This is a genomic window from Enterobacter asburiae, assembly GCF_024599655.1.
Lineage (GTDB): Bacteria > Pseudomonadota > Gammaproteobacteria > Enterobacterales > Enterobacteriaceae > Enterobacter > Enterobacter asburiae_D.
The window spans coordinates 922,833-943,546 of record NZ_CP102247.1; the positions used below are offsets into that span (position 1 = coordinate 922,833).

The 20,714-nt window shown below is 54.5% G+C and carries 22 protein-coding genes and 1 tRNA gene; 12 read left to right on the forward strand and 11 right to left on the reverse strand.

The features are described 5' to 3' along the window. Positions 1-39: 39 nt before the first annotated feature. Positions 40-783, forward strand: coding sequence for an SDR family oxidoreductase (locus NQ230_RS04505; protein WP_257260182.1), 744 nt, complete (start codon positions 40-42; stop codon positions 781-783). A 74-nt stretch (positions 784-857) separates the two neighbouring features. Here the strand turns inward: NQ230_RS04505 and bglA are convergent, their stop codons facing one another. Beyond that, positions 858-2,291: a 6-phospho-beta-glucosidase BglA gene (gene bglA, locus NQ230_RS04510; RefSeq protein WP_252033567.1), complete on the reverse strand. Its 1,434-nt coding sequence runs from the start codon at positions 2,289-2,291 to the stop codon at positions 858-860. Positions 2,292-2,407: 116 nt separating this feature from the next. Further along, positions 2,408-3,139 carry a MurR/RpiR family transcriptional regulator gene (locus NQ230_RS04515; protein ID WP_121424592.1) on the reverse strand — a complete coding sequence of 244 codons (732 nt, stop codon included), beginning with the start codon at positions 3,137-3,139 and terminating at the stop codon, positions 2,408-2,410. Between the two features lie 265 nt (positions 3,140-3,404). On the opposite strand from NQ230_RS04515, the gene trhA reads away from it, so the two are divergent. Continuing rightward, positions 3,405-4,064, forward strand: coding sequence for a PAQR family membrane homeostasis protein TrhA (gene trhA / locus NQ230_RS04520; RefSeq protein ID WP_023333307.1), 660 nt, complete (start codon positions 3,405-3,407; stop codon positions 4,062-4,064). A gap of 74 nt (positions 4,065-4,138) precedes the next feature. Here trhA and ygfZ read toward each other — a convergent pair whose 3' ends face one another. After that, on the reverse strand, positions 4,139-5,119 hold the full coding sequence (gene ygfZ, locus NQ230_RS04525) for a tRNA-modifying protein YgfZ (protein ID WP_121424591.1): 981 nt from the start codon (positions 5,117-5,119) through the stop codon (positions 4,139-4,141). Positions 5,120-5,413: 294 nt separating this feature from the next. On the opposite strand from ygfZ, the gene sdhE reads away from it, so the two are divergent. Beyond that, complete coding sequence (gene sdhE / locus NQ230_RS04530) at positions 5,414-5,680, forward strand: FAD assembly factor SdhE (RefSeq protein WP_010435322.1); 267 nt, start codon at positions 5,414-5,416, stop codon at positions 5,678-5,680. After that, positions 5,661-6,071, forward strand: a complete 411-nt coding sequence (locus NQ230_RS04535) for a protein YgfX (RefSeq protein WP_021242050.1) — start codon at positions 5,661-5,663, stop codon at positions 6,069-6,071. Before sdhE ends, NQ230_RS04535 begins: the two co-directional genes overlap by 20 nt. Positions 6,072-6,077: 6 nt before the next feature. Here the strand turns inward: NQ230_RS04535 and fldB are convergent, their stop codons facing one another. Beyond that, entirely contained in the window at positions 6,078-6,599 is a 522-nt protein-coding gene (fldB, locus tag NQ230_RS04540; RefSeq protein ID WP_023333304.1) for a flavodoxin FldB, read from the reverse strand. Positions 6,600-6,700: 101 nt separating this feature from the next. Between fldB and xerD the strand changes: the two genes are divergently transcribed. From xerD to lysS, 5 genes are all read left to right on the forward strand, one after another. Then, a complete protein-coding gene (xerD, locus tag NQ230_RS04545) occupies positions 6,701-7,597 on the forward strand; it encodes a site-specific tyrosine recombinase XerD (protein ID WP_023309098.1) in 897 nt (298 codons plus the stop codon). 28 nt (positions 7,598-7,625) lie between these two features. Continuing rightward, on the forward strand, positions 7,626-8,339 hold the full coding sequence (dsbC, locus tag NQ230_RS04550; RefSeq protein ID WP_029740340.1) for a bifunctional protein-disulfide isomerase/oxidoreductase DsbC: 714 nt from the start codon (positions 7,626-7,628) through the stop codon (positions 8,337-8,339). A gap of 5 nt (positions 8,340-8,344) precedes the next feature. Further along, positions 8,345-10,078 carry a single-stranded-DNA-specific exonuclease RecJ gene (recJ, locus tag NQ230_RS04555; RefSeq protein WP_121424590.1) on the forward strand — a complete coding sequence of 578 codons (1,734 nt, stop codon included), beginning with the start codon at positions 8,345-8,347 and terminating at the stop codon, positions 10,076-10,078. 90 nt (positions 10,079-10,168) lie between these two features. Then, positions 10,169-11,267, forward strand: a protein-coding gene (gene prfB, locus NQ230_RS04560; protein ID WP_096151315.1) for a peptide chain release factor 2 whose coding sequence is annotated in 2 segments (ribosomal slippage) — positions 10,169-10,243 and positions 10,245-11,267 — 1,098 coding nt in all. Because the reading frame shifts where the segments join, the coding sequence is not laid out codon by codon here. A 9-nt stretch (positions 11,268-11,276) separates the two neighbouring features. After that, the gene (gene lysS, locus NQ230_RS04565; RefSeq protein ID WP_096151316.1) at positions 11,277-12,794 is read left to right on the forward strand and encodes a lysine--tRNA ligase; all 1,518 of its coding nucleotides are present in this window, start codon (positions 11,277-11,279) and stop codon (positions 12,792-12,794) included. A 38-nt stretch (positions 12,795-12,832) separates the two neighbouring features. Here the strand turns inward: lysS and idi are convergent, their stop codons facing one another. Further along, on the reverse strand, positions 12,833-13,375 hold the full coding sequence (gene idi, locus NQ230_RS04570; RefSeq protein ID WP_257260191.1) for an isopentenyl-diphosphate Delta-isomerase: 543 nt from the start codon (positions 13,373-13,375) through the stop codon (positions 12,833-12,835). Positions 13,376-13,538: 163 nt separating this feature from the next. Between idi and actS the strand changes: the two genes are divergently transcribed. From actS to NQ230_RS04585, 3 genes are all read left to right on the forward strand, one after another. After that, entirely contained in the window at positions 13,539-14,282 is a 744-nt protein-coding gene (actS, locus tag NQ230_RS04575; RefSeq protein ID WP_121424589.1) for an amidase activator ActS, read from the forward strand. Positions 14,283-14,362: 80 nt separating this feature from the next. Continuing rightward, positions 14,363-14,436: transfer RNA gene (locus tag NQ230_RS04580), tRNA-Gly, on the forward strand. Between the two features lie 595 nt (positions 14,437-15,031). Beyond that, positions 15,032-15,346, forward strand: a complete 315-nt coding sequence (locus tag NQ230_RS04585; RefSeq protein ID WP_015673660.1) for a hypothetical protein — start codon at positions 15,032-15,034, stop codon at positions 15,344-15,346. On the opposite strand, the gene NQ230_RS04590 is transcribed toward NQ230_RS04585, so the two are convergent. From NQ230_RS04590 to NQ230_RS04615, 6 genes are all read right to left on the reverse strand, one after another. Next, positions 15,343-16,149, reverse strand: a complete 807-nt coding sequence (locus NQ230_RS04590; RefSeq protein ID WP_257260195.1) for a DUF4225 domain-containing protein — start codon at positions 16,147-16,149, stop codon at positions 15,343-15,345. The two genes, NQ230_RS04585 and NQ230_RS04590, sit on opposite strands and share 4 nt — an antisense overlap. A 184-nt stretch (positions 16,150-16,333) precedes the next feature. Then, a complete protein-coding gene (locus NQ230_RS04595) occupies positions 16,334-16,759 on the reverse strand; it encodes a hypothetical protein (RefSeq protein WP_023617774.1) in 426 nt (141 codons plus the stop codon). After that, entirely contained in the window at positions 16,737-17,081 is a 345-nt protein-coding gene (locus NQ230_RS04600) for a polymorphic toxin type 44 domain-containing protein (protein WP_228117537.1), read from the reverse strand. Before NQ230_RS04600 ends, NQ230_RS04595 begins: the two co-directional genes overlap by 23 nt. 65 nt (positions 17,082-17,146) lie before the next feature. Beyond that, positions 17,147-17,638, reverse strand: a complete 492-nt coding sequence (locus tag NQ230_RS04605) for an Hcp family type VI secretion system effector (RefSeq protein ID WP_088204235.1) — start codon at positions 17,636-17,638, stop codon at positions 17,147-17,149. 177 nt (positions 17,639-17,815) lie between these two features. Next, positions 17,816-18,886, reverse strand: coding sequence for an ABC transporter ATP-binding protein (locus NQ230_RS04610; RefSeq protein WP_257260197.1), 1,071 nt, complete (start codon positions 18,884-18,886; stop codon positions 17,816-17,818). Continuing rightward, a complete protein-coding gene (locus tag NQ230_RS04615; protein ID WP_023309073.1) occupies positions 18,879-20,648 on the reverse strand; it encodes an ABC transporter permease in 1,770 nt (589 codons plus the stop codon). The genes NQ230_RS04610 and NQ230_RS04615 overlap by 8 nt, the downstream gene beginning before the upstream one ends. Positions 20,649-20,714 lie beyond the last annotated feature (66 nt).

Genomic DNA, 20,714 nt, shown 5'->3' on the forward strand with positions numbered 1-20,714 from the left:
GGTGAAGCCGCCACCCGGCTTTTTTATTGGGAGAAACGAATGGCAATTGCACTGGTCACCGGCGCGAGCCGGGGCATTGGGAAAGCCACCGCGCTGCTGCTGGCGCACGAAGGCTACACCGTGGCGGTGAACTATCATCACAACATTAAAGCCGCGACGGACGTCATCAAGCAGATTGTGGATGCGGGGGGTAAAGCGTTTGCCGTCCGCGCGGATATCAGTGATGAAGCCCAGGTGCTGGCGATGTTTGACAGCCTCGATCGTGAAGGCGAGCCGCTTCGTGCGCTGGTCAATAATGCGGGCATTCTGTTTGAGCAATCCACTATCGAGAATCTCTCCGCTGAGCGCATTAACCGCGTTCTGGCGACCAACGTCACTGGCTACTTTCTCTGCTGCCGGGAAGCGGTTAAACGCATGTCCTTCAAACATGGCGGCAAGGGTGGGGCGATAGTGAATGTCTCCTCTGCGGCGTCCCGCCTGGGCGCGCCGGGTGAATATGTGGATTATGCCGCATCCAAGGGGGCGGTGGATTCGCTGACAACCGGGCTATCGCTGGAGGTGGCGGCGCAGGGCATTCGCGTCAACTGCGTACGTCCGGGGCTGATTTATACCGATATTCATGCGTCCGGCGGAGAGCCGGGGCGGGTGGATCGCGTTAAGTCGCTGCTGCCGATGCAGCGCGGCGGCCAGCCGGAAGAGGTGGCGCAGGCGATTGTCTGGCTGCTGAGCGAGAAGGCGTCGTACGTAACGGGCAGTTTTTTAGAGTTGGCCGGTGGGAAATAAGCCGGGTGGCGGCTTCGCCTTACCCGGCCTACTATTCGTGTAGGCCCGGTAAGCGCAGCGCCACCGGGCAAAAATTACAGCGCCTCGCCGTTGCTGGCAATCACGCCTTTATACCACTCGAAGCTCTTCTTACGCGAACGCGACATGTCGCCCGTGCCGTCGTCGTGCTTGTTCACGTAGATAAAGCCGTAGCGCTTGCTGTACTGGCCGGTGGTGAATGACACGCAGTCGATGCAGCCCCACGGCGTATAGCCCATCAGATCCACGCCATCGTGCGTCACGGCTTTGATCATCTCTTCCACGTGGGCACGCAGGTAGTCGATGCGATAGTCGTCGTTGATGCTGCCGTCTTCTTCCACCTTATCGTAGGCGCCGAACCCGTTTTCCACGATGAACAGCGGCTTCTGATAACGTTCGTACAGTTCACACAGGGCATAACGCAGGCCCACCGGGTCAATCTGCCAGCCCCAGTCGGACGCCTTCACGTGCGGGTTCGGCACGCTGCCTTCGAAGCCGGAAATGGCATCGCCGGTACCGCCTTCTGCTTTCACCGCGTTGGTCATGTAGTAGCTGAAACCTAAGTAGTCGCAGGTACCTTCACGCAGGGTCTGCTCGTCGCCTGCCTCCATTTTGATGGAGAAGCCGCGGCGCTCCCACTCGTTCAGCACGTAGGACGGGTAGTAACCACGCAGCTGGACGTCGGTAAAGACATAGCGCTCGCGCATCGATTCCTGGGCGAACATCACGTCTTCCGGCTTGCAGGAGAATGGATAAAGCGCCACCATGGCCAGCATGCAGCCGACTTTCATCTCCGGGTTGATGCGGCGCGCGGCTTTCACCGCCAGGGCGCTGGCCACAAACTGGTGGTGCAGGACCTGGTACATCGTCTCTTCCGGATTGTCATGTTCGGTATAGACCACGCCCGAGCAGCAGTAACCGAACAGCGGCGCGCGCCAGTTACGCTGGTTATTGATTTCGTTGAAGGTCATCCAGTATTTGACCTTGTTTTTGTAGCGCTCGAAGACCACTTCCGCGAAGCGCACGAAGAAATCGACCACTTTACGGTTGGTCCAGCTACCGTACTCCTGCACCAGGTGCAGCGGCATTTCGAAGTGGGAGAGGGTGATCACCGGTTCGATGTTGTATTTCAGCAGCTCGTCGAACATGTCGTCGTAGAACTTCAGCCCCTCTTCGTTTGGCTGCGTTTCGTCACCTTTCGGGAAGATGCGCGTCCAGGCGATAGAGGTGCGGAAGCACTTGAAACCCATCTCGGCAAACAGCTTGATGTCTTCTTTATAGTGGCCGTGGAAGTCGATGGCCTCGTGGTTTGGGTAGTATTTACCCGGCACTACTTCCTGCGTGATTTCGCGCGGGACGCCGTGCGCGCCGCCGGTCAATACGTCGCAAATGCTTGGCCCTTTGCCGCCTTTGTTCCAGCCGCCTTCAACCTGGTGAGCCGCAACCGCGCCGCCCCATAAAAAATCTTTTGGTAAGGTCAATTTTTTCATCGCTGCTATTCTCAATAAATGGCTTATTGGCATCGAGTCTAGCAAAGCGATATTAAATGTCACGATATAACAATTCACAGTAAATGTGATTTGTTACATCAAAAAAACAGGGTGTTTTATTCTGTGAGTTTCTTCGCCAGCTTACGTCCGAGAGATTCCAGAATATAAATGACGGGAATTTGCGTGGTGATGTCGTAGACGCCTGCAATACGCGTCTGAGGAACATGCCAGGAGAGATTAAAATCCGCCAGCTTTGCCAGACGCGAGTGCTCGTGGCTGGTAATAGAGAGCACCTTGCAGTGATGCAGGCTGAACTGGCTGGCGAAGCGCAGGATTTCCTCGGTCTCGCCCGAAACCGAGAGCACAATCGCCAGCGCATTTTTCGCCATATCATTGGTGACCGGGAAATAAGGGTCGTCAATATGGTTACTGAATTTGCCAATATTAGAAAAGAAGCGTGCGCCATATTTTGCCAGAGAACCCGATGTCCCGGCACCGACAAATATAATTCGCTCGGACGATAAAATAATATCTACCGCATTATCCAATAACGCGTCGAACTCTTCATTATTCACGCTTTTAAAAAAGCTGATAATTTCGCTGGCGCCGAAGTTTGTCTGCTGGGACTCGTTCTGCTCAAGATAAAGCTTAAAGCGCACGCGGAATTCAGAATAGCCTTCGCAGTTAAGCTTGCGGCAAAAGCGCAGGATAGTGGTGGTTGAGACGTCTGCCGCATCCGCCAGCTCGCGGATGGTCATGTACATGACTTTGTCACGATTTTTTATGACATAGTTGTAGACCATCATCTCCAGGTTATTGAGACTGGCAATGGCGGAGTGGGTGAACATACTCACAATGGCATAACTCTCATTCTGACCTCATCGTCACATCATAACATGCACCCAGACGGCAGGATCCATTTTTATGCTCTTGATTCATAATGATTAAATTTTTATGTGAACAATTGTTAGGTGAAAGATTTCTTTATATCTATGATTTTTAGGTATAAATTTTGAAATGAATTTTTTTTAGCTAACAGGTGTTCACTGGAATCATTCTCAGTTAGCATAGTTATGCGATGAATAATCATCTTTTGTTTTCCCGGAGTTTTGTATGGTGAGCAGACCATTAATCGCACAGGGATATTCGCTGGCTGAGGAAGTAGCCAACAGCATCAGCCACGGCATTGGCCTGGTGTTTGGCATTGTCGGTTTAGTGTTATTGCTGGTGCAGGCGGTGGACGCCAATGCCAGCGCGATGGCCATTACCAGCTACAGCCTGTATGGCGGGAGTATGATCCTGCTGTTCCTGGCGTCGACACTGTATCACGCGATCCCGCATCAGCGGGCCAAGACGTGGCTCAAGAAATTTGACCACTGTGCTATCTATCTTCTTATTGCAGGCACCTACACACCGTTTTTGCTGGTGGGGCTCAACTCGCCGCTGTCGCGTGGCCTGATGATTGTTATCTGGAGCCTGGCACTGCTGGGGATCCTGTTTAAGCTGACCATAGCGCACCGCTTTAAGGTGCTGTCACTGGTCACCTATCTGACCATGGGCTGGCTGTCGCTGATTGTGGTGTATCAACTGGCGGTCAAACTGTCGGTAGGGGGCGTAACGCTTCTGGCCTTAGGCGGCGTGGTGTACTCGCTCGGCGTGATTTTCTACGTCTGCAAGCGCATCCCTTACAACCATGCCATCTGGCACGGCTTTGTGCTGGGCGGCAGCGTATGCCACTTTTTGGCGATTTATCTGTATGTGGGGCAGGTGTAGTTTTTTACACCGTGCGGGCGGTTGCCCTCACCCCGGCCCTCTCCCACAGGGAGAGGGAGGACACCTGTAAACGATTACTCTTCTAACGAATACGGCAGCGGCTCAATACTCAACGTATTCGCATCGTCACGCACGCGGAACACGCTGTCGGCTTCCATGTCGTTGTTCATGACGGCTTGAACCAAAAGACGTCCATCATCCAGCTGTACGGCGGCTAACACGGTGCCGGTGCGGCGCCAGTTATCACCCATCTTCAGCTCTAAGTCTTCACCCGCTTCAGGTACACGGCTGGCATGGCCCGCCAGCGTCCAAAGCGCACGTTTGTTTGCGCCGCGGAATTTTGCACGCGCCACCATCTCCTGACCGGTGTAACAGCCCTTTTTAAAGCTGATGCCCCCCAGCGCCTGCAGGTTGGTTGCCTGAGGAATAAACTGCGCGCTGTTTGCGGCGTCAATCACCGGCAGACCTGCTTCGATGTTCAGCGCCAGCCACTGCTGACTGTTGTTGAGCTGTGCTTCGCCGCGCAGCGCTTCGGTCACGCGTTCGGCAGTTGCCGCATCAGTGACTAACAAGAAACGCTCCGCCGGGTGTTCAAACCACAGGATGGAGGTTGCGCCTTCGCTGACCACCTGCTTTTCTGCATCCGGCAGTTCGCTGAAGAGATTTTTCAGGGCCGCACGGGCCTGGAAACCGGCCACACCCAGAAGGACATGTTCGTCGTCCGGGGTGATCGTGACTTTGGAAAAGACCGCGTATTTTTTCAGCTCTTTGAGCTGGGCCTCTTGCAGGCTGCGGCGCTCAATAAAGGCAAAACCGTCCTGACGGCGGAAGATACGCAGGTTGCTCCACATTTTACCTTTTGGGTCGCAATGCGCGGCCAGCAGGTGCTGGTGTTCTGTCATCTGGCTGACGTCGGCGGTCACCTGGCCCTGCAGGTATTTTTCGGCGTCGGCACCGGTGAGCGTTGCCAGCGCCCAGTCATCAAGAGAAATAAGCGTCAGCGGCAGACGCGCAGAGGCGGCGGGCTGGCGAGGAGAAAATGGTGTAAATGCCATAACGATATCCTGAATTGCTTAACGCTTTGATAATGCCTAATGGTAAAAGAGCCTGCAGGCAATGCAAGCGCTTTCAACAGACCATTTGTGCCATAAACCGGTTATGCGTAGCGCTACGCAAAATAATGTAATCCGCTGTCTTTGTAGGGATTATTCTGGAAGCCTGCTCGGCGATCGCAATATTCCAGTAATGAAACGGTCAAAAACACGTTACACTAGCTGGTGTCCCCGTAGAGAAATAAAGAACACTGAACGGGGTACCGACTGTGCCAAACGTAATGCAGGAAACTGAACATGGATATTAACAACAAGGCCCGTATTCACTGGGCGTGCCGTCGCGGCATGCGTGAACTTGATATTTCCATCATGCCTTTCTTTGAATATGAGTATGACAGCTTAAGCGATGACGATAAGCGTCTGTTTGTTCGCCTGCTTGAGTCTGACGATCCGGATTTGTTCAACTGGCTGATGAACCACGGCAAACCCGCCGACACCGAGTTGCAACGGATGGTGCAATTAATTCAAACACGGAATCGGGAACGTGGTCCTGTGGCAATCTGATCTTCGCGTCTCGTGGCGCTCGCAGTGGATGTCTTTATTGCTCCACGGCCTGGTTGCGGCCTTTGTGTTACTGATGCCGTGGCCGCTGAGCTATACGCCGCTGTGGCTGCTGTTACTGTCGTTTGTCGTTTTTGACAGCGTACGCAGCCAGCGTCGCATTAATGCCCGTCAGGGAGAGATTAAATTACTGATGGATTCCCGCCTGCGCTGGCAGGGTAAAGAGTGGGATATTCTCGGTATGCCCTGGATGCTCAACTGCGGCATGATGTTACGGCTACGCAAGGTGGACGGCGGGCGTTGCCAGCATCTGTGGCTGGCGGCTGACAGTATGGATGCTGCCGAATGGCGAGACCTGCGCCGGATGCTGTTGCAACAAACGACGCAGGGGTAGCGCGCGTTAGCTAAACTTTTCGGCCATTTCGCCCAGGATCTGCTCGCACCAGCTTTGCAGGCGCTCATCGCTGAGATCGTACTGATTGGTTTCATCCAGCGCGAGTCCAACAAACAGCTCGCCGTCGGCAATAATCGGTTTTTTACTGGTGAACTCGTAACCTTCGGTTGGCCAGTAGCCGATAAACGACACCCCTTTCGGCGCCAGTTTATCGTGCAGCATGCCGAGCGCGTCCAGGAACCATTCCCCGTAACCCAGCTGATCCCCCATGCCGTACATGGCAATGATTTTGCCGTCGAGGTTGAGCGTATCGAGCTGGTCCCAGATAGCTTCCCAGTCTTCCTGTATCTCGCCGAAATCCCATGTCGGGATGCCGAGGATCAGCACGTCATACTGCTCCATCAGCGTAAGCGCGTCATCTTTCAGGTTATGCAACGTCACCAGTTCCGGGCCAATGATGTCGCGAATTTTCTCTGCCGCCATTTCGGTGTAGCAGGTGCTGGAACCATAGAACAGACCAATATTCATCGCGTAACTATCTCAATTCTTGCTTTGACTATGCGCGTAGTGTACCAGAAACCGGTCGCAATCAGGCATAATGGCCTGACTGCAGAATCAAAGGGGCTGATGTGGAAAAGGATCTCGCACTGATCGAACAGTTTCTCGACGCGCTGTGGCTGGAGAAAAATCTGGCCGAGAATACCCTCAGCGCCTACCGTCGCGATCTCACCATGCTGGTGGAGTGGCTTGCGCACCGGGGGTTATCCCTTGCGAGCGCTCAGCGTGATGACCTGCAGGCGCTGCTTGGGGAACGTATCGCAGGGGGCTATAAAGCCACCAGTTCCGCGCGTTTGCTCAGCGCCATGCGTCGGCTGTTCCAGCATCTCTACCGTGAGAAGATTCGTGAAGACGATCCCAGCGCGCTGCTGGCATCCCCTAAGCTTCCGCAGCGGCTACCGAAAGATCTCAGCGAAGCACAAGTTGAGAGATTATTACAGTCACCGGCTGTTGACCTGCCGCTGGAGTTACGCGATAAAGCCATGCTTGAGCTATTGTATGCTACCGGCTTGCGCGTTTCGGAACTGGTTGGCCTGACGATGAGCGACATCAGCCTGCGTCAGGGCGTGGTGCGCGTCATCGGTAAAGGAAACAAGGAGAGGCTGGTTCCGCTGGGGGAAGAGGCGGTTTACTGGCTGGAAACCTACCTGGAGCACGGTCGTCCGTGGCTGCTCAATGGTACGTCTATCGACGTCCTGTTTCCGAGCCAGCGCGCCCAGCAGATGACGCGGCAAACGTTCTGGCATCGCATCAAGCATTACGCCACACTGGCGGGTATCGACAGTGAAAAGCTTTCGCCGCACGTATTGCGTCACGCCTTCGCGACGCATCTGTTAAACCACGGCGCTGATTTACGCGTGGTGCAGATGCTGCTGGGGCACAGCGATCTTTCCACAACGCAAATTTACACCCATGTCGCGACGGAACGCCTGCGGCAGCTACACCAACAGCACCACCCTCGTGCGTGAGTGCCGACGAATTGTAACAGGATCACATATGAAAAAGTCTTTCGCGCTGTTCACCCTGCTGGCAGCCTCATTTACCGGTTTCGCCCATGCGGACGACGCCGCCATCAAACAGTCGCTGGCTAAGCTTGGCGTCACCGGTAGCGATATTCAGCCTGCACCGGTTGCCGGCATGAAAACGGTGCTGACCAACAGCGGGGTGCTGTACGTCACCGAAGACGGCAAACACATTATTCAGGGGCCAATGTACGACGTGAGCGGCGCGCAGCCGGTGAACGTCACCAACCAGCTGCTGATGAAAAACCTGAACGCGCTCGAGAAAGAGATGATCGTCTATAAAGCGGCGCAGGAAAAACACGTCATTACCGTCTTCACCGACATCACCTGTGGCTACTGCCACAAGCTGCATGAAGAGATGAAAGACTACAACGCGCTGGGCATTACCGTGCGTTACCTGGCCTTCCCGCGCGCGGGCGTGCAGAGCCAGCCAGAGCAGGACATGAAGGCGATCTGGTGTGCGAAAGACCGCAACAAAGCGTTTGACGACGCCATGAACGGCAAAGGCGTTAAGCCAGCCTCCTGCGACATTGATATTGCTAACCACTATGCGCTCGGCGTGCAGTTTGGCGTGAGCGGTACCCCTGCGATTGTCCTGAGCAACGGCTATGTCGTTCCGGGCTATCAGGGACCGAAAGAGATGAAAGAGTTCCTCGACGCGCACCAGAAACAGTTTGGTGGTAAATAATCCGCGTGAAAGCCCCAATAAAATTGCGCCGCCGCGAGGCGGTTGAACCGGTTGATTTGCCAGACGATCTCCCGGCGCTGCTTAAGCGTCTCTACGCCAGCCGCGGCGTGCGTCGCGCGGAGGATCTTGAACGCAGCGTGAAAGGGATGCTGCCCTGGCAGCAGCTGAGCGGTATCGAAAAAGCTACCGAAATGCTCTACAACGCGCTTCGAGAGGGAACGCGGATTGTGGTGGTAGGTGATTTCGACGCCGACGGCGCAACCAGCACCGCGCTGAGCGTGCTCAGCCTGCGCGCGCTGGGCTGCGATAACGTCACGTATCTGGTGCCGAACCGTTTTGAAGACGGCTATGGTCTCAGTCCGGAAGTGGTCGATCAGGCCCACGCCCGTGGTGCACAGATGATCATGACCGTCGATAACGGGATCTCTTCCCATGCGGGCGTCGATCATGCTCACGCTTTGGGGATCCCGGTGCTGGTCACCGATCACCACCTGCCGGGCGAAACGCTGCCGGATGCGGAAGCGATTATTAACCCCAACCTGCGCGACTGCGGTTTCCCGTCGAAATCCCTCGCGGGCGTGGGCGTAGCGTTTTATCTGATGCTGGCGTTACGTACCCTGTTACGCGATAAGGGCTGGTTCGACTCTCGCGGTATTGCCGTACCGAACCTGGCCGAATATCTCGATCTGGTGGCGCTGGGTACCGTCGCGGACGTGGTGCCGCTTGATACCAATAACCGCATTTTGACCTGGCAGGGCTTAAGCCGCATCCGGGCAGGCAAGTGCCGTCCGGGGATCAAGGCGCTGCTGGAGATTGCCAACCGCGATCCGCTCAAGCTGGCGGCAAGCGATTTGGGCTTTGCCCTCGGGCCGCGTCTTAACGCAGCTGGAAGGCTGGACGATATGTCCGTCGGCGTGGCGCTGCTGCTGTGCGATAACATTGGTGAAGCACGCGTGCTCGCCAACGAGCTTGACGCGCTGAACCAGACCCGCAAAGAGATTGAGCAGGGGATGCAGGCCGAAGCGCTGACCCTGTGCGAAAAACTTGAGCGCAGCGGCGATACGCTGCCGGGCGGCCTGGCGATGTACCATCCTGAGTGGCATCAGGGCGTGGTCGGCATTCTGGCGTCGCGCATTAAAGAGCGTTTCCACCGTCCGGTGATCGCGTTCGCCCCCGCGGGTGACGGTACGCTGAAAGGCTCCGGCCGTTCGATTCAGGGTCTGCACATGCGCGATGCGCTGGAGCGTCTCGATACGCTTCACCCGGGTCTGATGATCAAGTTCGGCGGCCATGCGATGGCGGCGGGCCTGTCGCTGGAAGAGGCGAAGTTCGACGAGTTTCAGCGGCTGTTTGGTGAACTGGTCACCGACTGGATTGACCCGGCCCTGTTGCAGGGGGAAGTGGTGTCCGATGGCGAGCTTTCACCGCTTGAGATGACGATGGACGTGGCGCAAATGCTCCGCGATGCCGGTCCGTGGGGGCAGATGTTCCCGGAACCGCTGTTCGACGGGCGTTTCCGCCTGCTGCAGCAGCGTATCGTCGGCGAACGTCATCTGAAAGTGATGGTCGAGCCTGTGGGCGGTGGTCCGCTGCTGGACGGCATCGCCTTCAACGTTGACACCTCTATCTGGCCTGACAACGGCGTGCGCGAGGTTGAGCTGGCGTACAAACTGGATATAAACGAGTTTCGCGGTAACCGCACCCTTCAGATCATCATCGACAATATCTGGCCAATTTAGCGGCAGTAATCTCTATAAAAAAGGGCGTGGATTCGGTACAATCCCGCTCTTATCACCGCATTTTGACAAGTCCATAAAAGAAAACAGACCATGTTTGAAATTAATCCGGTAAAAAACCGTATTCAGGACCTCACGGAGCGCTCTGACGTTCTTAGGGGGTATCTTTGACTACGATGCCAAGAAAGAGCGTCTTGAAGAAGTAAACGCCGAGCTGGAACAGCCGGACGTCTGGAACGAACCTGAACGCGCACAGGCGCTGGGTAAAGAGCGTTCCTCTCTCGAAGCTATCGTAGATACGCTGGATCAAATGGCCCAGGGGCTGGAAGATGTTTCCGGTTTGCTGGAGCTGGCCGTCGAAGCCGACGACGAAGAAACCTTTAACGAAGCCGTAGCAGAACTCGACGTGCTGGAAGAGAAGCTGGCGCAGCTGGAATTCCGCCGTATGTTCTCCGGCGAATACGACAGCGCTGACTGCTATCTCGATATTCAGGCTGGTTCTGGCGGCACCGAAGCGCAGGACTGGGCCAGCATGCTGACGCGTATGTACCTGCGTTGGGCAGAAGCGCGCGGCTTCAAAACCGAAATTATCGAAGAGTCTGAAGGTGAAGTTGCGGGTCTGAAATCCGTCACCATCAAGATCATTGGCGATTACGCCTACGGCTGGCTGCGTACCGAAACCGGCGTTCACCGCCTTGTGCGTAAGAGCCCGTTCGACTCCGGTGGCCGTCGTCATACCTCCTTCAGCTCCGCGTTTGTTTACCCGGAAGTTGATGAAGATATTGATATCGAAATTAACCCGGCGGACCTGCGTATCGACGTTTACCGCGCATCCGGCGCGGGTGGTCAGCACGTTAACCGTACGGAATCGGCGGTGCGTATTACCCACATTCCAACCGGGCTGGTAACACAGTGCCAGAACGACCGTTCCCAGCATAAGAACAAAGACCAGGCCATGAAGCAGATGAAAGCGAAGCTTTATGAACTGGAGATGCAGAAGAAAAATGCTGAGAAACAGGCGATGGAAGACAACAAGTCCGATATCGGTTGGGGCAGCCAGATCCGTTCTTACGTCCTTGATGACTCCCGCATCAAAGACCTGCGTACCGGGGTTGAAACCCGCAACACGCAGGCGGTGCTGGACGGCAGCCTGGACCAATTTATCGAAGCAAGTTTGAAAGCAGGGTTATGAGGAACCAACATGTCTGAACAACAAGCACAGGGCGCTGACGCGGTAGTCGATCTTAACAACGAACTGAAAACCCGCCGCGAGAAGCTGGCAGCGCTGCGCGAGCAGGGCGTGCCGTTCCCGAACGATTTTCGTCGTGACCATACCTCAGACCAACTGCACGCTGACTTCGACGCTAAAGAGAACGAAGAGCTGGAAGCGCTGAACGTTGAAGTGGCCGTTGCAGGCCGCATGATGACCCGTCGTATCATGGGTAAAGCCTCCTTCGTGACCTTGCAGGACGTAGGCGGCCGTATTCAGCTGTACGTTTCCCGTGACGACCTGCCGGAAGGCATCTACAACGAGCAGTTCAAGAAGTGGGACCTGGGCGATATCCTGGGCGCGAAAGGTAAACTGTTCAAAACCAAAACCGGTGAACTGTCTATCCACTGCACCGAGCTGCGTCTGCTGACCAAAGCCCTGCGCCCGCTGCCGGACAAGTTCCACGGCCTGCAGGATCAGGAAGCGCGCTACCGTCAGCGCTACCTGGATCTCATCTCTAACGATGAATCCCGCAAGACCTTCAAAATTCGCTCCCAGATCATGGCCGGTATCCGCCAGTTCATGGTGAACCGCGACTTTATGGAAGTGGAAACCCCGATGATGCAGGTGATCCCTGGCGGCGCGTCTGCGCGTCCGTTCATCACCCATCACAACGCCCTGGACCTGGACATGTACCTGCGTATCGCGCCGGAACTGTACCTGAAGCGTCTGGTGGTCGGTGGTTTCGACCGCGTGTTCGAAATCAACCGTAACTTCCGTAACGAAGGCATCTCCGTTCGTCATAACCCAGAGTTCACCATGATGGAACTCTATATGGCGTATGCGGATTACAAAGATCTGATCGAGCTGACCGAATCCCTGTTCCGCACCCTGGCGCAGGACATTCTGGGCACCACCGAAGTGCCTTACGGTGAAGAAGTCTTCGACTTCGGCAAGCCGTTCGAAAAACTGACCATGCGCGAAGCGATCAAGAAATACCGTCCGGAAACTAACATGGCGGATCTGGATAACTTCGACTCTGCGAAAGCGATTGCCGAAAGCATCGGTATCAAGGTTGAGAAGAGCTGGGGTCTGGGCCGTATCGTGACCGAAATCTTCGAAGAAGTGGCCGAAGCGCACCTGATTCAGCCGACCTTTATCACCGAATACCCGGCTGAAGTCTCTCCGCTGGCGCGTCGTAATGACGAGAACCCGGAAATCACCGATCGTTTCGAATTCTTCATCGGCGGCCGTGAAATCGGCAACGGCTTTAGCGAGCTGAACGATGCGGAAGACCAGGCTCAGCGTTTCCAGGACCAGGTTGACGCGAAAGCGGCAGGCGACGACGAAGCGATGTTCTTCGACGAAGACTACGTGACCGCGCTGGAACACGGCCTGCCGCCAACGGCGGGTCTGGGCATCGGTATCGACCGTATGGTCATGCTGTTCACCAACAGCCACACCATCCGCGACGTGATCCTGTTCCCGGCGATGCGCCCGGTGAAGTAAGGCGTTAAGATGTAAAAAAAGCCCCGAAAGGGGCTTTTTTATTGCGCCGCGAAGGCTTTTAGTTTTTCGCGGGCGGTCGTCGCTTCCATGACCATCCACGGGCTAAAGGCCCAGGGCGTCGCGTCCAGCGCGCGGAATAACGCGTCCAGCTCAACCCACTGATAGTCCATCACTTCGTCTTCGTTTATCGTTACGTCGTTAGTGATGCGGGCAGCGAATACCGGGCAAATCTCGTTTTCCACGATCCCGGACGGGTCGGTTTCCCGATAGCGAAATTCAGGGGCGACGGCGGTGATATTGGACAGCTCAGCGCCCACTTCAAAGCGGCAGCGGCGGATTATCGCCTGTATCGTCTCTTCGCCGGACTGCGGGTGGCCGCAGACGGAGTTGGTCCAGACGCCGGGCCAGGCTTTTTTGCTTAAGGCGCGCCGGGTGATCAGACATTCGCCGTTTGCGTTAAAAAGCCAGGAAGAGAACGCCAGATGCAGCGGGGTATGTAAGGTGTGCGCGGCGTATTTTTCCTGAGTGCCAATCACCATTCCCTGGTCGTTTACCAAAATAACGTGTTCTTGAATACTCATTGATGCTCCAGTGCCAAAATGCCGAGTGGTTCAGCACCATCAGCCGGATCATTATACGGCATTCTTATACGAACGGTTTGGCTCGTAGAGCGGAAAAGGGCATGACCCATATTCGTTTTGGCTGTTATCATAGTGCGCCATTCACGCTGACCGAGGATCTGTTTTGTTTGCAGGAAGCCTGACGAGAAACCCCATCACCGCCATTTTTTGCCTGACGCTGACGCTATTACTGGCGGGCTGTTCGGGGAGCAAATCGTCGGATATGGGTAGCTATTCCGGTTCGGTCTATACCGTTAAGCGCGGGGACACCCTGTATCGAATTTCGCGCGCGACGGGGACCAGCGTGAAGGATCTGGCGCGGCTGAACAATCTCTCACCGCCCTACACCATCGAGGTGGGGCAGCAGCTGAAGGTTAGCGGCGGATCTTCCGCGGGTAAAAAATCCTCTTCGAAAGGCAAAACCGCCAAAGTGACGCCGTCCTATCAGGTACCGCAATCGTCATGGCCGCCGGTTGGACAGCGCTGCTGGATTTGGCCTGCCAGCGGTAAAGTGGTCGCCCCTTACTCACTCTCTGAAGGTGGCAACAAGGGTATTGATATCGCCGCTGCGCGCGGTACGCCGGTTTATGCCTCCGGGGCAGGGAAGGTGGTGTATGTCGGTAATCAGCTGCGCGGTTACGGTAACCTGATCATGATTAAGCATGGTGAAGACTACATCACGGCCTATGCGCACAACGACACGATGCTGGTCAACAACGGGCAGAACGTCAAAGCCGGGCAGAAGATTGCCACCATGGGCAGCACCGGTACGGACGCGGTGAAGCTGCATTTCCAGATTCGCTATAAGGCGACGGCCATCGATCCGCAGCGTTATCTTCCTGCGCCAGGCAGCAAACCGAAGTGCTAAGTGATTATTTTATCGCCGGTTAGTTGCGAAGAGGCTTGTATGAAGGTGTGTAAGGTCTATAATGCCTTACGCACCTCAAAGCGGGCGTAGTTCAATGGTAGAACGAGAGCTTCCCAAGCTCTATACGAGGGTTCGATTCCCTTCGCCCGCTCCAGTATCCTGATAAATCAATAAGTTATGATTTATTAGTGAGTTACGTTGTCCCGCTTTAGCAAGGACAACTTAAACTTCCCATTGTTCTACGCCCGCACCTGTCGCGTTATTGATCTGTGGTACAAGGGAGCACATCATCACGCTTGCGGTGGTTCCAGGTTCTTACCGCGACAGCAAAACAACGAACAAAAAGCCGCATACCTGGCATAACTCCCGAACAGATTGATCATACGCTTAAGCCCGATGTGCGGCCTTGTGGCTGCGTAAACAGGTTTATAGTGGTAAACGTACCTGCACACGATATGCAGGCCCTGCCAGCGCTTCGCTCACGCTCCGAAAGGTACACGAGCACCCTGATAAGGTGTGATCCCTCTGAGAATCTGATTTGGTCACTGGTGACTTTCGCAAAGCGAAACCAACCAGGTTGGCCTGATGCAGTCGCTATGCTCCGCTTGTTGCTTGTACCACTAACGGGGCTTTATGGCTTCTATTGTCTGAAATCTGATACATTGCACAAACATCATGTGGATTACTGTATAGTTCATCACATATGATTATGTGTGCCATTGCCAGTTAAGAAATGCGGAGAGGACAATATGGATGTTACTGATGAGGCTTTGTTGAGTTCTGGCTTTACACCATCGGATTTGAAGAAGATAAAGAACAACGTTGAAAGCTATGGTGGAACGTTGGGGAATGCAATCAGGGACCTGGCCAGGCGATTTATTCTTGCCGTGTGGGTTGTATCCGGTTGCCTTGCTGTATTCATTTTTCTTGTGATGTTCGCATCTGAGCAGAGTGTTTTCTCTGGTGCAATTGGCCTTTCTTGTGGCGCAGCGGTTGCAATTTTTATACAACCGCCTGTACTTGCTTATAAATCTTGGCGATTCTGTAGAGCGAACAAATCTTAATTAATACTGTTATCAGTAGCCAGAAGATCAAAAATGACTTTCGCTTTAACACCATATCCAGCGATTTTCATCGTTAGCTTAGGCTTGCTCATTGTGTCAACTTTTCGGTAGTAATCACGCGGCAGCCAACGGAATAATCGCCAAGCTCCGGGTTTCCTTGCTAAGCCGAAGATACTATAGACACTCGCCCCTAGAGTCACCGTATTATAAAGAGCTAATCCACTTTTTGGGCTAAACCCCATAAATTGTGCGGTCTCCATTGCGCCATCAGCAAAAATTCCTTCCGATTTGGATTGTTCACCATAGCGAAGATGGCTTGCTTCTTTTGTTATACCGTTAATACCATCAACAAATAAAACTGCTCCTGCAAGAACTCCAACAGGGGTCATAGTGGACATCATAACCATCCCACCAAATAATGCTGCTCCAGATACCACTATATGGATTGCCGAAATCACGTATCCGACGATTTTATTGTTTTCCCTGACAAACTCGACCTTTGCATAAAGTTGGGCGGCTCTGGTTCTTAACAAGCGTTCTTGTTCTTGCAGATTATCTGTTTCGGCACGCAGATTTTTGATGCATGAAATGCATTCTTCATCGGTTTTGGCCCGTCGTGCAGTTTCAAATTCTTTCTCTACGACCTGCCTTATCTCTTCGACAAACTTGATACGTGTTATCCCATCTTGCAAATAGAATGCTGATAGCCGATTTGCAGTTTCGACGAGTTTCCGGGCTTCCAGATTTACCATGGTATCTGACCATGTTCTGTTCCACCCCCTGTTGAGCAGCGCAATATCCATTAAAGACTCCTTCCCAAAATGTGTCTGGTCATTTTACGTGCAATAAGGTCGAAGACAACAGGAAACACTTTCACAACCCTCCCCCGTGGGGGGCCGTCTCTTTATTCTCCCAGTTTACATCCTCCTGCTTAAAATATCCTGGTGTTGCCACTGCGTCACACCAGCGTGAAAGCTGGCTATGCTCTTAGAAAGGTATGGCTGTGAGGTAGACAGGTACTGAGTAGATTGAATCATGCACTCTATAAGCCGCCTGGTTGTGAAAGGTGTAGATGGTTCCCTTCACTGACAGATAGATCGCATCATTTTCGACTTTCCTCAATGCGTTTTTGTCCGTAGTGATCATGAAAGGCTCGTCATCGTCCTTCAGACTCTTAATAAATGATTTATCGTCTTTGTTAGCATCATACAAATAGAAACGGTAGGAAAAGCCTGTGGTGGCGCCTGCACTCGCTTCCGTGATGAATAGATTAGCCTGGTTGTTTACTTTCACCTTCTTGATAATCTCTTGCTCAAGTGGTGAGAAGTGCAGCATGTTGTAAACCCCAAAGGCGATAACAATCAACGGTATCAGAAGAAGATACCGTCTCTTAAAAACCTGTGCGTTTTGCATAGTCGATACCCGCTCTTATCCAATATTGGTCATTAGGATCATCGCCGTAAGGCGTTGAGCCATACCAATTACCAAAAGCCGCATCAGTTGTTCCTGCGCGACTTTGCGCCCATCCTGCGCCCCTAAGTAATACTTCGTCAGGAATCCCCGCAGCGTGACCAACAGCCCCGTAATGGAAGTTTCCAAAACTCTCGAACTGTCTATCGCGCTGTTTGTAATCCCATGGTCCATGCCCTCTTACCTGCTGATAAAACCATGCATAGGTGAGGGCTGACGGGCCACGATGAAAGCGAGCCATCATCATATTACTGACGATATTCACGCCTGGCGGGGCGAAAGAGGACACATCAAACGGCGGGTGAGGTGATGCCGCTAATGTTGGGTATCTCACGCTTGCGCTCTCTCATTCCATGCATCGGTGAACTGCACGTTACCATCGCAGTATTTCCATGTGATTTTTTCATAACGAAGTTCTACGCACTCAAGGTGGGTATGCTTCTCTTTGGTCGGATCTTTGGTGTCGTGCATCACTGGCGAAACGCCGACAACTTTTACGCCTTCAAGCAGGAAGTTGAAGTATTCCGCTTCCTGTCCTGCGTCGTTGATCTTGTACCATTTGAACTCAGCAGATTTTAGCGTCTGACCAGTGGCTACGGCTTTATAGAGGTAGGGGGATGAACTATCAAACTCTTTTTGAATTAGCACAGCTGAGTGCTTGCGGGTTCCTGTGATCTTTCCCGTCATTCCGTCCGTTGGAATGCTGAGATTATGGGAAAATCCGGTGATCTCAATGCTGCCCTCACGATCTTGAACGTCTACAGAGCCTTTAATGTCTGCGCCGCCGTCATCTTTAAGCCATAGGTAAGCTGGAATAGCCATTTTTCTTTTCCTCATGTTGTTATACAAATTCATAAGGAAATTGTACCGACAGGGAAAGTGGGTGGTAAATAAGCGTATCAAATTCAAAGCGTTATATTTTATTGAGTTTGAGTTAAGTTAAACTAAATACATTTCTAATGTAAAAAGGCCGCATCCCGCAGCCTTTTCCTCTTAAATTCACCCTTTCGGAAACACCCAAACATGCTTCTCCGGCAGCGAAAGATGGCAGTGCTGCGGATCCCGAACCTCATGCCCATAAGCACGAATGACAAAATCATCACCCACGGTGCGGAACAGGTACTCCCACCGGTCGCCGAGATACATGCTGGTGAGCAGCGGTAGCTCAAGCTGATTTTCCCCTGGCCCCTCAACCACCGCGACGCGCTCGACGCGGATCACCGCCGTGGCTTCTTTACCGCTCTGCACCCCTTCACCGGCCTGGCCCCACAGCACCCAGCCTTTCCCTTCAATACGCGCTTTGCCGTCGCGTACTTCGGTGACCTTGCCGTGCAGGCGATTGTTGCTGCCCATAAACTCGGCGGTAAACAGCGTCTTCGGCGAGCCGTACATCTCCTGCGGCGTACCCTGTTGCTCAATTTTGCCGTTGTTCAGCAGCAGGATGCGGTCGGAGATGGACATCGCTTCGTTCTGGTCGTGCGTCACCATGAGCGCGGATAACCCGAGCTTGATAATCAGTTCGCGGAGGAACACGCGGGCCTCTTCTCGCAGCTTGGCGTCGAGGTTAGAGAGCGGTTCATCCAGCAAAATCACCGGCGGGTTGTAGACCAGCGCACGTCCAATCGCCACGCGCTGCTGCTGCCCACCGGAGAGCTGGTGCGGGTGACGTTTGCCAAGATGGCCCAGACCAAGCTGGTCCAGCACGTCCTGCACGCGCTGCTGGATCTCTTTGGCCGGGACTTTGCGCAGCTTGAGCGGATAGGCCACGTTCTCAAACACGGTTTTGTGCGGCCACAGGGCATAGGACTGGAACACCAGCCCCAGGTTACGCTCCTCCGCCGGGATCTCACTGCGCGGCGTGCCGTCGTAAACTTTATTGTTGCCAATGACAATCGACCCCTGTGTCGGTTTTTCCAGACCCGCGACGGCACGCAGCAGGGTGGTTTTGCCGCTGCCGGAGGGGCCTAACAGGGAGACCACTTCGCCGCGCTTCAGGTTCATGGAGACACCTTTTAAAACAGGATTGTCGCCGTAGGTTAAGTGCAGATCGTCAACCGCTAATTCAATCATGTATTTTCACTCCGAAACGAAGGGCAATGCCCAGACCTACCACGACCAGCAGGATGTTAATGAAAGAGAGCGCCGCCACGATATCGATGGCACCCGCGGCCCAGAGGGAAACCAGCATCGAGCCGATGGTCTCCGTGCCGGGTGAAAGCAGGTACACACCCGTTGAATATTCGCGCTCAAAGATCAGGAACATCAGCAGCCACGAACCGATAAGACCGTAGCGGGAGAGGGGGATGGTGACGTGGCGGGTGATCTGCCCGCGCGTCGCCCCGGTGCTGCGCGCCGCTTCTTCAAGCTCCGGCCCCACCTGCAGCAGCGTGGAAGAGATAAGCCTCAGCCCGTAAGCCATCCACACCACGGTATAGGCCAGCCAGACGCTGAAAATGGTGCTGCGCAGCGAACGCAGCCAGACGATGACGTTTTCGCGCATCCAGTCGGTCCATGCGAACCCGGAAAGCCAGCCGGATTTCAGGGAGTTATCCAGCCACATCGGCAGGAACAGGAATACCCACAGGAACGCCAGACCCGCCAGCAGGCCAGGCACGGCGCGCGGCACCAGCACGCTGTAGTCGAGGAAACGCGTGGTGTTATCCGGCTTGCGGTGCATGGCAATGCCGACAAACAGGTAGCACACCACGGCCAGCGCGCCGCCAATCACGCCAATCGCCATGGAGTTGACGATAGCGCGCAGCAGGTTGGGCTGCGCCCAGATGGTGCGGAAGGTGTTCAGAGAAAGCTCGTCCCACAGCGAAACGCCCACGCCCCAGTTGGAGATAAACGCGCGCAATACCACGCCGAGCAGCGGAACGCCGATGGTGACGGTGAGCCAGAAGGCAATCACTCCGCCAGCCACCCAGCGCCATTTACCCAGCGGCAGCGCGCGGGCCTGCGAGGCCTTGCCCTTCATGGTAACGAAGCGGTTGGCGGTGCGCATCAGGCGACGCTGGAGCATCACCAGCGGGATGGTGATGCAGATCAGCACCACGGCAACCGCTGCCATCAGGTTATAGGATGGGGTGCCCATCTTGTTCGTCAGTTTATAGAGATAGGTCGCCAGTACCATGTTGCCTTCCGGATCGCCGAGGACCAGCATCAGGCCGAACACTTCCAGCCCGAGGAAGAACAGCAGCACGGTGGCGTACAGAATGGACGGGCGCACCATCGGCAGGCTGACGGAGGTCATCACCTGCCAGGGCGACGCGCCCGCGGTGCGCGCGGCTTCTTCCACATCGGAGCCCACGCTGCGCAGCGCTGACGAGATATACAGATAGGCGTGCGGGACGTGCGTCAGGCCGGCAATGACCACAATGCTCGACATGTCGTAGATATTCCACGGCACAAAGCCAATCAGCGCCTGAGCCCACTGGGAGAGAAAGCCCACCGGACCGGCGGCCACCACGTAGCCAAAGCCCAGCACCATCGGTGAAACGAAGATCGGGACCAGGATCAGCGGCTCAATCAGCCGGCGGCCGGGCAGGTCGGTACGCACCATCAGAAACGCCAGCACGCCGCCCAGCGGAATGGAGATAAAGACCAGCCCGAAAGCAAGAATAAAGCCGCTTTTCAGGGCTTTATAAAAATCAGGGTCGGTGAAAATAAACTCAAATGATTCAAAGCTCCACTCTTTTGACGGCGAAAAGAACGGGGCGGACAGGAAGCTCTGTATCACGATAAACGACAGCGGGGTGTAGATAACCAGGGCGGTTATCAGCACGACGATGCCTCGCGGCAGGCTTTGCCACTTTCTGCGTAATGTATTCATGGGGTATCCCTGGTGTTGCAGCCCAGAAAAACGAACTCAGTCGATAAGGGAGCGCGGCGGCCTGCG